Raw genomic sequence first — 13,834 nt, forward strand, 5'->3', positions numbered from 1 at the left:
AAACTTTATGAATTCAAAAATGCAGTGTTAACTAATGGTTTATTGACTTACTATCCTATAAACTTTTTTACAATACCTGCCTAATTAAACCATTAAGGTCGGGAAAAAGGCTTGGTAAAAAAGGTTACTTTATCCCACCTTTTAAAACCGAATTCAGAGACGATGATTGCGAATATGATTGCACTTAACATCCTATAACAAACGTGATTAGGAGAATTATCCTTTTCATCCTTTCCCGTTTTATATCTTTTTCCCAATGTAAAACACATATCCATAATAGGCTTTGTACTTGTCGTACAACGCTGCTTCATACCGTTGATATTCTATAAATTGTTCTGCTGATTTATTGCCTTTATACTTTTTAAGAAAAGAACTTTGCATTTCTTTCATGGCAGCATAATAATCTGTCCAACAACTATCGGGAACTATAAATGTGGCTATAGGAAGATACCCTGCCTTTTGCATTTGATTAATCTTGTTTGAAATAGTATCTATTTCGGGATATGCTTTTTGCCAAAATTCCTGAATTTCGGTAGGACGCTCATCAGTAAACCATGTGTTTTCTGTTATTGCAATATAGGCACCCTGTTTCAAAAACTTCCGCCATTCGGTTAATCCGCGCTCAAATCCAATATTATAAATAGAACCTTCCGACCAAATCAAGTCTAATTCTTCTTCCTGAAATGGAAGATCTTCCATATTGCCAACAACGCCTTTTACCCTGTTGTGGATAGATAATGTTTGTGCATTTTGCTTGAATTGATCTATAAAACCCGAATGCAAATCGATTCCGATAATTTCACCAATAATATCTTCAGCTAAAACCATTGTTTGGCCACCTGTACCACAACCAACATCTGCCACTTTTGAATTCTCATTAAGGCTATCGATAAAGCTCAGTGCTTTACGCGTTATTTTAGGGTTTCCCGGTCCTTGCCTTTTTGTATTAAGAAAATATTCGTGAATTACATTCAAATCGAATTCGTGAATTGAAGTGTTTTCATTACTCATGATTACCTGGTATTATTAATTTGTGATTTGTATTTTTAATAGTTAAGTGTCTCAATAGCCTGTTTTAAAGCCTGGTTAAATTCATCTGGTCGATTCAGCATAAGAAAATGGTCTGCATTTTCTATTTCAATAACCTCGTAAGATTTCATGTGTCTTCGGTTCGCCTCGTAATCGACTGGCCATAAATCTCCTTTTACTACAATAACAGGCAAATGGATATCTTCGAATATTTCGGCAGCCTCACCGGTAACACTTTGCATCAATACTTCTTCCATGGAGCTAAGTGCTATTCTTTGAGGTGCTGCTGACATATCTGCAATAATCCAATTATTTAGCAGGGTGTCTTTAGCAGGGAGAAGCATTTGTTGAACAAATTGTCTCGTTCCGGATTGAAAGTTTTCATGAAATGGAGCCATCATACCATTCAATTCTTCGCTACTTAATGGATATTCAATGTTTTCCCAGGTATCTATCCCAATAAGCCCTTTTACCCTGTGTGGCATTAACCGTGCTGCATCTGCAATAACAGGCCCTCCCGATGAGTGGCCGATAAGTATTACATTTTCGCTTTTGGTTGCTTCAACCACCGCTTGCACATCTTCTCCAAATGCCTTCATGGTATATTTTTCACGGGTCATTCCCGAGTGGCCATGTCCCGCAAGGTCTATCAAAATAATTCGATTGTTTCGGGAAAACTCAGCTACTTGTTTCTGCCAGTATCTTGCATCGCAACTCCAACCATGTACAAATACAAGTGTCGGTTCACCTGTACCGTAAACTTCATACGATATTTGTGTACCATCTTTCGATGCGACCATTTTGGGATAATTCGATTGGGCTATTAGCGTATTTGCAAGGAATATTAACCCTATAACAATTAACCCCCATCCTAAATATTTTTTTAATTTTTGCTTCATATTATACTATTTTATTATTTATATCAATTAACGACAACACAACCTTTCTTCTCCAGATTTGTCAGCTGATTCTTGGGGATCCGATTTCCAACCAAATTCACATATTCAAGATTTTCCAAATCGAAAAGTGGACTGATGTCATCGATTCCATTCCCCGACAGATCAACTATCCGGAGTTTTGAAAGATTACTCAGCGCATCGATGTATCCAATTTGATTATTGGCGAGATATAGTTCCTCCAAGTCGTGCAAATCCCATAAATTACTGATGTCGGTCAACTCATTGTTGGAAACATCCAGAATTTTGACATGGGTACAATATTCTACGCCATCAAGCGATTCAAGACCCGATTCGGCCAGTTCAAACTCCTCAAAATCTTCTAGATAATAGGTCGGAAGTTCGATGTTTGTTCTTCCGTATTCCCTGATTTTTATTAGGTTGAAAAATGAACGCTCGATCTCAACTTCATCCTGATTATCGAAGTAGGCGTCTTCATCAACTTCCGAGTCTGTGTAGTACCCATCATCGATTTCGGTGTCCCAAACATATTCGGGTCGGTAATCAATACTTTCGTCAACAACCTTAACTACCAGGTTTTCGATGTCCTGAACAAGGTGGATGTGGGCAAATTTTTGCAGGCGTTCCAGGTTGTTTTGCTCGTACAATTGCTGAATCTCTTCGCGAATTGCATGCCCTTTATCGGGATGATAAAGCACCACAAGTTTCGAGAAACATTTGGCATCCTTTTCTTCGTTTATGTCAACGTACTTCGAAATCTTATTTGCGATGGCCCGAATGGTTGCATAATTCTTTTTTTTATACAGAAGAATCAGTTTCCCGGTGATCCTGTTCAGGTTTTCCTGAGAATAGGCCTCAGTTAATTCCGTATATAGTTCTCTGCTTGTCATTCTTTCCAGTGTTCGGGTTTGTTCAGTTCATTAGCGCATACAACCGTTCCCTTTTTTACTGTAAAATCTTCCGGATCTAGTGACTGCACCATCCAGGCGTTGGCAAATTCTTCCGGAATTGGGTAAGGAGCCTGGTAGCCCAGTTTCCCGGCATCTGGAATAAAACCATGTCTGCAGTAATATCCTATATGACCGAGTACAAAGACCAAAGCCGATCCTGCTTGCTTGAGTTTTTCCAGCCCTGCTTTTATCAGCATTCCACCAATTCCCTGTTTCTGGTATTCAGGAATAACAGCCAGCGGCGCCAGGATGTGAATTAAGGGTTGATCTTCCGACATTTCATTCATATAAACTCTTGTAAAAAGAATGTGCCCAACGGCTTTTTCGTTATGGAACGCCAAAAGAGATAATAGCGGCCTGGCTGTTGGATCGTTTAAAAGTGCTTCGGTTAATCGGGCTTCTTTTTCGTAACCAAAAGCGAGTTTCTCTACTTCGTAAATGGTGTGTAGATCTTTGTTTCCTGTTTCTTTGATAGTAATGTTTTCAGTTGTCATTGAGGCATTATTTGCTTTTATCTTAATTGATGCAAAGGACAGAAAAGCCTTCTGGAATATTTTTGACTTAAATCAAAAAATCACAGTTCGAGGTGAAGTTTGATAAATGCAGTAACTTCAGTCATAGCTTCCGTGGCCTCCGGGAAAAGCGGAGCCAGTAGCGGATAACAATGGATCATATTTTCGCCTTCGCGGAATGTTACATCAACCCCGGTCCGTTTGGCTTTTTCGTAAAAAGCATGAGCTTCGTCAAACAGTTCGTCGGCATTTCCTGCATTGATAAAAAGTGGTGGCAATCCTTTCAAATCTCCAAATAAAGGCGAAATGTAAGGATCAGTGACATTGCTTCCAGCAACATATAAACCACTGAAGACTGTCCAACTATTCAGCGGCGCCAGTGACACTTTGTTTTTTGTACTATACGATTCCCCTGAACAACTCAGGTCGGTCCAGGGCGAGATTACTACCGCTGCTTTTGGCAACGGGATATTGCGGTCGCGAATCGCCAGAAGACTTGCCAGACAAAGTCCGCCACCGGCCGATTCTCCCATCATGATGATGTTTTCGGGGGAATATCCTTTTTTCAATATTTCCTGATATGTCGTTATCGTGTCATTCAATGCAGCAGGGAAAGGATTTTCAGGAGCTAATCCATATTCGAAGAGCAAACATTTTAATCGTGTAGCTTTGGACACTTTCGAAACAATGCTTCGGTGATCTTTGCACGAGCCCGAAACATAACCACCGCCATGCACATAAAAAAGCAGTTTATCGGGCATTGCATTTTCCGGTATCAACCATTCCGAAATGATCATATTAATTATCCCGGGCTTTACTTCAATGCCATCCGGAATTTTGCCAAAACGCTCTGCACCTTTTTCACATTCAGCACGAAAAGCCAGTACTGCTTCCACCGAATTTCCCATCTTGGGCTTTTTCCTCCGGCCCTTAAACCAGTGGCGCTTTAGCATGATAGCAATCAGGATTTTACTTTTTAAACTTGCCATTTTGATTTTCTTTTCGGCTACAAAGTTCCCGCTTTGTTTGCAAAAGCAAATTCACCTATGTTAACTTCTGCTATTATGCAACTTATTTCTAATTCGGCTTAAAGATTGAGATGCTACTCCTAAAAATGATGCAAGATGTTTTAATGGAATTTTTTGCATCAGTTGCGCCGGATATCGATTAAGTAAAAACTCGTAATTTTGCTCGGCTGTGTATATTTTAGATTCCAGCATACGTTTTTCAGTAAACTCCTGAATCTCATTAATGAGCTTATGCATAAAACGATTCCACGTCTCTATTTCCTCCAATTTTCTGTATTGCCCGTAAGTGATTTCCCAAACCACTGTATTCTCAAGCGCCTGAATACTTTCTTCCGATGGAACCTGGTTTCTGAAACTGATCTTCGAGGTAAAACAATACGGAGGAATGGCAAATGATTTGGTTATATCATTGCCATCAATATTATAGAAAACGCGGATTATGCCTTCTTCAAAAAAATAGAAATGGCGGCAAATCTTTCCTTGTTCAACTATCAAATCGTCTTTCTTAAATAACTTCAACCTAAAGTCGCAACAAATTGTTTCCCACTCCGCTTGTGTTAACGTTACGTAGCGCTCAATAAAGCTCCTGAAATTCTCGATCGAAACAGTCATAGTCAAAAATACTGAATTTATGTTCAACCTCTGCGTATCCGGCTTAAAGTTTCCTGCGATATTCCCAGCATTGAAGCAATATGCCCCAACTTGGCACGTTTGATTATTTCGGGAGCTTGTTCTAGTAAGTATTCGAATTTTCCTCTTGCATCTTTTGTTTGAAGATTACGCAGATGCTGGTCAATGTCGAGAAACACATTTTCAATCATCAAAATACAGAATAACCACATTTCAGGATTTTGTCCGAGACTTAGATATTCAGATCGAGAAATGCTTACTACTTCAGTATCCTCGCAAGCTTGAATATAAACTCCAGAAGTCATACGGCGCGAGAAACTTTGAAATTCTGTGAAAATCTCATTTTCTGAGTACAACCACAAGGTAATTTCCTTGCCTTCATGTATATAATAGCGCCGAACCATACCCGATTTTAAATACCATATTTTATGACAGCGCTGTCCGAAATCAAGCAGGTATTGATTTTTTGTATAGATTTCAGGTGAGGCAATTCCGTTTAATCGCTCTATGATTTTGTAATTCTGTTTTTTGGTAGAATCTATTTTGCTAATCAGTTGATACATTTTCAACAATTTAAAACCACATCATCGTTTAATGCAGTTGTTTTGATGGAAAACACAAAGGCGTTTCATCAAAGGTTATTATCAAAAAAATGGAAATAATCACTGAGATATTAAAGTGTACACCATAATAGGATCTTGCTTTAACATCAAACAGAATAGAATGACAGGTATGAATAATCCGCAGCGGGTATATTCTTGGTTACCTGTCTGTTATACCGACATCAATTGTCGGGTAGATGTAGAATTAAATTGTATATTCATGCACTGCAAAAATACAACATTTTGTTGACTTGCAATGTTAATTGAAAGCTAATTGTGTGTAAATTCTGCACATATGTCTTAATGCTTAAGACACTATGTTTCAGTTTTATCAAATACTTCTATCCCGATTTCGTATAAATTTAACGCGAATATGCCTGAATTTCATCAATTAAACCTTGTTCGAAGGCATCTTTTACCGGCTTCCAAATTCCAAGTCGATTCAAATACAAGCTTGCATAATTTCGTTGTATTAAGGTTCCGTTGAACAAATAATACCGTATGCGCTCAAATCCTTTAGAGTCGGGTTCCACCAAACTTAATGCAAAATCAACATACCGTGTCATTGCAAGACTTGATTCAGTAGTTAATTGACTCATAATATAGTCAACATCCTCTATTTGTCCTGACTGTGCTTTATTAATAAGCGCTTGTAATTCTCCCGAAAATTTAAATTTCATTAAAAGCTATTTAAGTTGAATAAAGGTATTGTTGGCATTTTCGATTCCTTTTCGAATCCTGCGCATTAGAGTAATTGCTTTATATTCTTTTTCCAAATAAGTGGATTTGAGTTCGTCGTCCATGCTGTTTATTTCCAACTGGAAAGGTGTTTTTCAGTTTCGAGATGATAGTAAACTTTACCTGCACAGACAAAAGAAAGTCTTGCAGTGGTTCCCATTACAATTGTCTTAAGGTTTTCCATATCATGTATTTAATTTTTTAAAAATGGAATGATTGTATTTATTTGATTGACGACAACATGTCCCGAATTTTTAAGAACCAGAGTTTTAGCGTTTTCAATATTCTGTTCAAGTCGTTTAGCCGTTTTTTCTGAAACATAAAAACAATCGTTTTCGCCACCAATGAATAAAACCGGACACTTGATTTGTTGTAGTTGCTCATTCGAAAATCTTGGTAATGCATCGGTTCTGGGCACATAATGTTGTCTTACAAGATTTGCAAATGCCAGACTCTGTTGGTCAATTTCTAATTCGCCATAAACTATCTGGTTGAGTTTATCGAATCCTTTCTGACCGGATAGTGATGTGATGATAATCCAAAAAACCGTTTTTAAGCGGATATTCGTAATGCCCGCTGTTGCAATCAGAACCAGTTTGTTCATTCTTTCGGGAAATTTGATTGCAAAATCAAGGGCAATCCATCCACCCAATGAATTGCTGATAATAGCTGTTGATGAAATATTTAAATGATTAATAACTTCAAGCAGCCAGTCAGAATAGCTGTTGTTTTTGAACGGAAGGCGTGTTTCAGCACTTTTACCGCATTCGCCAACGATATCAACAGCAAATACATGATAGAACTCGGATAATATTTTAGCATCGACCATCCACATTGCCGAATTTGAACCGGAGCCATGCAATAAAATAATCGCCGGGGCATCAACTTTTCCACTTTCTAACACAAAGGTATCGCCAAGCTGAGTTTTTATAAACTGTTGTTTAAAAGGTTGAACCCAATCTGAAAGTAATTGGGAATAATTGTTTTGAATAAGTTGTTTTCCTTTTTCTGTTTTGTAAATTGATTTCTTTGCCATTTCTTAAAAATTTTCTGTGGCAAAGTTGAAGAGGAAAAGGAGGTTTTCTTTTGATGTAAATCACAAAATTATGCTTTCCTAATCCTGCTGACAGTTTCCCTGGAGACACCGATAATTGAAGCGATATGGCCGAGTTTTGCCCTTTTAAGGAGTTCAGGAGCAATTTCTCTCAAATATTCATATTTTCCTTTTGCATCGCGTTGATTAAGGGCTTTGGTATGTTTATCGATGTTGGCAAATTCCCTAGCCATCATTGCATTTACAAAGGCAACAATCTTTGGAAATTTGGCCAGCTTTTCACTATTATCTTTTGTAATGCTAATGAGTTCAGAATCTTCACAGGTTTGCAGATATTCTTTGGAAGGAGTATTTTGCGCATAGCTCTCCAGAGATGTGAAAGTTTGATTTTCAGTATGAATCCATACGGTTTTTTCCCGGCCGTCATTGAGGTAGAATTTTCGAACCATACCTCGTTTCAGAAACCAAATTTTATTGCAACGACGATCCGGCTCGAGGATGTATTCGCTTTTAACAAAATACTCCATTTCTGTCAGCGCGTGCAAAGCGGCTTTAGCGTCATCATCGAGTTTAACAAATTCTTCTATATAGTTGATTAGTTGTTCCATAAATTTATCGGAAAGGTTCGATTTCGGGTTCCTTTTCTAAACGTTTTTCCATCATGAAATTGGTAAGATTCACTCCTCGGGTGGGATTATCCTGTTTGCGGATGACCTCGAAGCCCATCGTTTCGAAAAAGGGACGAGTGGTAAGGCTTACATTAGTTGTAAGGGTTTCCACATTCGTTTCGATGGCCTTTCGCAATAATGCGGCATACAATTGTTTGGCAATTCCGAGCCCCTGGAAATCTTTGTGTACAAAGAGGTAATCGATATAGTTGTTTTCGAGCGAAGCAAAACCAGCTAGCTTTTCTTCTATACGTGCAACCAGAAAATATTGTGTTTCCAGTTTTTTTTCCAAACGTTCAGGGTGTTGTGCCCCTTCGGTCCATACTGCTCTTTGTTCGGGCGAATAATCTTTTGCACAAACTGTGTTTATGGTTTCAACAAAAAGCGTAATGATTTCTTTCAGGTTACTGATCTCTGCAAAAGTGATTCTTATCGAATTTAGAGTCATCGTATATATCAATATTGGGGTATAAAAATACAACTTATATTTAACAAAGAATCGATCCGAGCTTTGTCTCGGATCGATTAAACTAAACTAACTAACTCACTATCTATATGGAGTTGTAAAACGTGTACTTACAGTAACACATCCCAAACAAATGGTTGGGAATTAACGACAAGAAATTCAAACACCTGCTATATTGATCATTATGTAACGGTTATCACACAATGCACAAAACGAGTTATCGGACGGGTGGTATTGCCCCGGACTTCAAGGATGACAACGGGCAAGTTCCCTTTAAAATTAACCATCGGTGCATTGATTAGTAAACAATCTGATAGAAACAGAGGTTAGAATAAAAGAGAAAGCCAACGAATTTTCCCTGGTTTTCTCTTTTACTGGTTTATTAATGCCAATTAATCATTACCACCCCTCGTGTTGCGATATTTGCTTATTTACATTGAGTTCTTCTTGTGGTATTGGCAAAAATTCATGCTTTGTCTGAAATCCTGTGCCACTGGTTTCATACCAACTAATATTGTAACCATCAGTATCTGTAAATTTCTGATTTGAATTGTCGCTACCGTCATATAGCCCATACAACAAGGGAACCTGCTTCCCTTTATCTGCAAGAACTTGTGCAGCAATTCCCCAGCGAACAAGATCAGGATAACGGGTACATTCGAAACATAACTCAAGACGTTTTTCTTTCTGAATATCCTCAAGTGTATAATTTCCAGGTTGATTAGCAATACCGGCCCGCGCTTTAATCATGTTCACATACTCATCAACTTTTGCCTGACTACCGCCATGTTCAGGCAATTCTGCCTCAGCCGCCAATAATAAAACCTCTGCATACCTAAATAACATGTAATTTGTAGCATAAGTGTTTCTGGCTACCCGCTCTGATGCCTGAGTCATAAACTTAAGAGGAAAATATCCGGCATTTCCATATACATAATTACCATCGCCAATCTGCAAAGGCATTTCGTTCAATTGTTTGTAAGAAATCATTACCTGGTTTAAGCGATAACCGTCTTCCCCTTCCATTTCTTCAAAAGCTTTATATAACTCTCGGGTTGGATTCATAAACCCATAAGATTCGTTAGCACAAAATGTAAGTCCTGTACTTTGTGTTACTTCTAACTGATCAGGTTTGAATCTGTCTTTTCTCCATCCCAATCTTGTGAGCGACCTGTCCATTGCAAGATTTTGAGAATCAAATAAACGGTTGGTCTCAAACATACTTTCGGTGGAAAATCGTCCACCGTAATGGAAAATATCCAGATAGTCTCCTTCAAACAATTCATATTTTCCAGAAGAAATAACTGCGTTAAGCGCTTGTCTTGCTTCCGTCCATTTATCAACGTTAGTGAACGTACTCTCGTAAACATACGCTTTTCCTAAAACAGCCTGGGCTAGTTGTTTACTAACATTAACGAGTTGTGAGCTTGCATTTTCTTTTTCCAACAAAGCTCCGGATGCAATTGCATTGTTTAAATCCAGTTCAATTTGACTATATATCTCTGACAATGAAGCTGAAGGGCGGGCAAAATCTCCGGAAAGTTCTTCTGCAATTAGTGGAACCTCGCCAAAAAACGAGACTAACCGTAGATAGGTAAAAGCCCTAATGACTTGTGCTTCAGCAACACATCTTTTTTGGGTAGAACTGCCGTTTTCAATATCTGTACGGCTGATCAACATTTTGCATCGATAGATGGTTGTATAATACAACACGAATAATTCACTCACACGACCATTATTGGCGTTGTGTCTAAACTCGTTCATTTCTTCCAGATTCACGTCGTTCCCACGAGCGCCACCACCTGGATAAGCATCGTCAGCAAGCGATGCAGTAATAAAAAAGTCATTATTTCTCCAGGAGGTTTCAATCTGGTAGTAAATTGCGGCCAATCCTTCCAAACATTGTTCATCCGTTTTATAAAAATTGGATACGTCCCGAACACCATGCTGTTCTATATCAAGCTGATCTTCACAGGAATAAAATCCCATGATTATCAATACTATACTTACTATAATAATTAATTTAGATTTCATCTTCGTAAATTTTGAATTAGAATGTTACGTTAAGTCCAAATACTGCAGTTTTTGCGCTGGGATAGGAGCCAATATCAACTCCTAATCCCATAGTAGAGTCACTTGAAGTTTCAGGATCCAAACCCGGATATTTTGTAAACAGGAAGAAATTATCCAGTGAAGTGTATAATCTTACGTCGGATAGTTTAATCTTTTCTAACCAACTGTCCGGCAAATTATACCCCAGTTGTATTTGTTTGATTTTAAAGTAAGATCCATCAAAAACAACGGCACTACTTTGCCAGTAATAGCTTTCCTGATAATCCATGCGTGCATACTGTGCATTGGTATTCTGACTGGTCCAGGCATTCGTATAATAGGTTGCCAAACGGTTGGTTTGTGGTCGGTCGGTTTTTGTTAATCCTGAAAATATCTCGTTCCCTTGAGTTCCCTGTCCGAATACCGTCAGGTCAAAATTCTTATACGAAAGATTTATTGTAAGTCCATAAGTAATATCAGGTATTCCTGAACCGATCATAGTAAGATCGGCAGAAGAAGGAGCTTCTGTTAAAGAACCATCTTCAGCTACATACAATGGATTTCCTGTTGCCGGATCTATATGATCGACCTGGTATCCAATGAAATACCAAACCGGAAAACCTTTTTCAAAAGCAGTAACTGTTGAACGATTATAGTTGAATCCTGCAATTCGGTCTATACTGGGATCCAAATAGGTTACCTCATTTTTCAAAGTAGCCAGATTCGCTGAGATATCGTATTTAAAATCACCAAGCTGATCTCTCCATCCTAAGCCAAATTCAAATCCTTTGTTTTCAACATTACCAGCATTTACCGGAGATACAGTATTACCAATTGTTAAAGTAGGAGTTGTTCCTGAAACAATCAAATCCTTGGTTTTTTTGATATAATAATCAGTATTAAAAGTAAGTCGGTTATCAAAAAGGCGCAAGTCGATACCAAAGTCAGTCTGCTCCGATGTTTCCCATTTTAGGTTTGAGTTACCAGTAGAAGAAGGTACAGACCCGGAGATATATGCAGGATTGTTTGCATCAAACGAGTAGGCCCCGTCATTCATTATAACTTTTGAATAAGCAAAATTACTTAGTCCGGCAGTAGATCCATTCTGTCCCCAACTTGCACGTAATTTAAGGCTGGATATTGTCTTACTATCTTGAATAAACCAATCTTCGTTTGAAACGGTCCAGCCTAATGATAATGCGGGAAAGTAACCCCAGCGTTTAGCTTCCGGGAGAATTGACAAATCTGCAGCATCGGCACGCATACTGGCCTGAAGCATATATTTATTGCCATAATCATAAGACAAACGTCCGTAGAAGGATAATTTTTTATTTAGGATTTCATCTCCTTCGTGGATTAAGCTATTGGCATCAGTTGACAGGTAATTTGGATAGGCAAAAAGTTCATCATCAAATTGTAATCCCATACCTCCCGCAGTTACAAAGTTCGATGTTCTGGAAGAATAGGATGAACCTGCCATTAATACCAGGTTATGATCATCTATGCTTTTTGTATAATTCAGGAAATTTTCCAACTGATAATATTGGATACTTTGAACTGTTGATTCAATGGATGGACTGTCTTGATTTCGTGTGGCTGTTGCATAATAAGCAGACTGATACGCCGATGAATTTCTTGACTCTAGTCGATATCCTAATCTTGAGGTAATAACCAAATCTTTAATCGGGGTTAAATTCAAAGCCGTATTTCCCTGAATAAAATGATCCCAGCTTTTTGTTGAACCACTGTACAAAAGAATATTCGGATTTATATCGTCAGCGCCGGCCAGGTAATCAGATATTGAAAAATAATCTCCATTATCATCTTGCACTAACTTATATCCATTGTCAACAAGTCCTTGCATATGACTGGGTAAGTTATTCGCACTATAAATATTTGGCGTCAACGGATCAAGAGAAAGTACAGGCCGAATTGCTGAAACATAAGGAGAGTTCTCTGCCACCTGATTTCGGTTATTGTAAGTAACAATGTTACTTGACGATAAAGTCAACCAGTCTTTAATATCATATTCAACGTTTAGCGTTCCCGAAATACGTTTATAAATATCCTCGTCACCTCTAACAATACCATCATTTTTCATATAATTTAGCGAAGCATATATGGAGCCTCTATTCGTACCATTCTGGAAACTAATGCTGTGCTGTTGCATTGGTGAAGGTTCAAAAAGCACATCGTACCAATCTGTTTCAGTGCCGTCCCACGAGCTAAATTTCGACTGATCGATCGCATTACTGTTCACCATATAATCCATCTATTGGTGTGCATTCATGACTTCTGCTTTTTGCAGATAAGACTGAATTACATATTGCATTTTGTAGGTAATTTTTCCCTGACCTATGTTTCCCTTTTTGGTTGTAACAAGGATTACTCCATTTCCGGCTTCAGCACCGTAGATTGCTGCAGATGCTGCATCCTTTAATATTTCTATTGATTCGATCACGTTCGGATCAATGTTAGAAATACTGTTAACGCGCAATCCATCAACCACATATAATGGATTCGACGTTGTATTGGATGAGAAACCACGAATTCGAATACTTGATTCGGCTCCTGGAGCGGCCGAGGTTGAAACAAGCTGAACACCAGAAGCTTTACCCTGAATTGCCTGATTCATATCGGCAACTGTCCTATTGTCTATATCCGAAACATTTACAGATGAAATTGATCCCGTAAGATTTGACTTTTTTTGTACTCCATATCCTACTGCAACCACTTCTTCAAGTCCAATTGTTTCCTGTACCAGGGTCACATCAATAACATTCCGTTTGTTGACAGGAATTTCTTGCGTTTTCATTCCAACAAATGAAAAAACAAGTGTTCCATCACCAGGTACGTTATCTAATTGGTAGTTTCCATCAACATCTGTTATTATACCTAATGTAGAATTGCCTTTTACAGTAACAGTAACGCCAGGTATTGGTTGTCCCTCCTCTCCGACCACCTTACCTCTGACTGTTGTTTGTTGATCTTGTACTTCCGTTAAACTTCCAAACAAAGGAGTATCAGAAGCCATTACATGAGTAGTACTGCTCATAAAAAGGAACAACAGTGTACTCATCATTATCATTACGTTAGGAGACTTTGATTTACATAATATGCAAATCAACTTTCTAAAAGAATTTTTCATAAGTTTGTTTAGCTTTAAATGATTATTTCGTTTAACGTAT

Annotated in this window: 14 protein-coding genes; all 14 read right to left on the reverse strand. The window is 38.2% G+C overall.

All coding sequences use genetic code 11. The features are described 5' to 3' along the window. Positions 1-240 precede the first annotated feature (240 nt). The 14 genes from G4420_RS11185 to G4420_RS23260 all read right to left on the reverse strand — a co-directional run bounded on the left by G4420_RS11185 (position 241) and on the right by G4420_RS23260 (position 13,728). Positions 241-1,011, reverse strand: a complete 771-nt coding sequence (locus G4420_RS11185) for a class I SAM-dependent methyltransferase (RefSeq protein ID WP_163323725.1) — start codon at positions 1,009-1,011, stop codon at positions 241-243. 35 nt (positions 1,012-1,046) lie between these two features. Next, positions 1,047-1,928: an alpha/beta fold hydrolase gene (locus G4420_RS11190; RefSeq protein ID WP_163323726.1), complete on the reverse strand. Its 882-nt coding sequence runs from the start codon at positions 1,926-1,928 to the stop codon at positions 1,047-1,049. 23 nt (positions 1,929-1,951) lie between these two features. Then, entirely contained in the window at positions 1,952-2,836 is an 885-nt protein-coding gene (locus G4420_RS11195) for a leucine-rich repeat domain-containing protein (protein WP_163323727.1), read from the reverse strand. Next, entirely contained in the window at positions 2,833-3,390 is a 558-nt protein-coding gene (locus tag G4420_RS11200) for a GNAT family N-acetyltransferase (protein WP_163323728.1), read from the reverse strand. Before G4420_RS11200 ends, G4420_RS11195 begins: the two co-directional genes overlap by 4 nt. 80 nt (positions 3,391-3,470) lie before the next feature. Beyond that, positions 3,471-4,397, reverse strand: a complete 927-nt coding sequence (locus tag G4420_RS11205) for an alpha/beta hydrolase (RefSeq protein WP_163323729.1) — start codon at positions 4,395-4,397, stop codon at positions 3,471-3,473. A 60-nt stretch (positions 4,398-4,457) separates the two neighbouring features. Beyond that, on the reverse strand, positions 4,458-5,048 hold the full coding sequence (locus tag G4420_RS11210; RefSeq protein WP_163323730.1) for a Crp/Fnr family transcriptional regulator: 591 nt from the start codon (positions 5,046-5,048) through the stop codon (positions 4,458-4,460). 23 nt (positions 5,049-5,071) lie between these two features. Then, positions 5,072-5,629, reverse strand: coding sequence for a Crp/Fnr family transcriptional regulator (locus G4420_RS11215; protein ID WP_163323731.1), 558 nt, complete (start codon positions 5,627-5,629; stop codon positions 5,072-5,074). A gap of 401 nt (positions 5,630-6,030) precedes the next feature. Beyond that, entirely contained in the window at positions 6,031-6,348 is a 318-nt protein-coding gene (locus G4420_RS11220) for a hypothetical protein (RefSeq protein WP_163323732.1), read from the reverse strand. 251 nt (positions 6,349-6,599) lie between these two features. After that, positions 6,600-7,442, reverse strand: coding sequence for an alpha/beta fold hydrolase (locus G4420_RS11225; RefSeq protein ID WP_163323733.1), 843 nt, complete (start codon positions 7,440-7,442; stop codon positions 6,600-6,602). A gap of 68 nt (positions 7,443-7,510) precedes the next feature. Then, positions 7,511-8,068 (reverse strand): Crp/Fnr family transcriptional regulator, encoded by a 558-nt coding sequence (locus tag G4420_RS11230; RefSeq protein WP_163323734.1) that lies wholly within the window; start codon positions 8,066-8,068, stop codon positions 7,511-7,513. Positions 8,069-8,072: 4 nt separating this feature from the next. After that, a complete protein-coding gene (locus G4420_RS11235) occupies positions 8,073-8,576 on the reverse strand; it encodes a GNAT family N-acetyltransferase (protein WP_163323735.1) in 504 nt (167 codons plus the stop codon). Between the two features lie 417 nt (positions 8,577-8,993). Beyond that, positions 8,994-10,628, reverse strand: coding sequence for a RagB/SusD family nutrient uptake outer membrane protein (locus tag G4420_RS11240; protein ID WP_163323736.1), 1,635 nt, complete (start codon positions 10,626-10,628; stop codon positions 8,994-8,996). A gap of 16 nt (positions 10,629-10,644) precedes the next feature. Then, the gene (locus tag G4420_RS11245; RefSeq protein ID WP_394351198.1) at positions 10,645-12,918 is read right to left on the reverse strand and encodes a SusC/RagA family TonB-linked outer membrane protein; all 2,274 of its coding nucleotides are present in this window, start codon (positions 12,916-12,918) and stop codon (positions 10,645-10,647) included. Further along, positions 12,919-13,728, reverse strand: coding sequence for a TonB-dependent receptor plug domain-containing protein (locus G4420_RS23260; protein WP_204273660.1), 810 nt, complete (start codon positions 13,726-13,728; stop codon positions 12,919-12,921). It abuts the gene before it with no gap. Between the last annotated feature and the right edge of the window lie 106 nt (positions 13,729-13,834).

Source organism: Draconibacterium mangrovi, from assembly GCF_010586825.1.
GTDB classification, from domain to species: domain Bacteria; phylum Bacteroidota; class Bacteroidia; order Bacteroidales; family Prolixibacteraceae; genus Draconibacterium; species Draconibacterium mangrovi.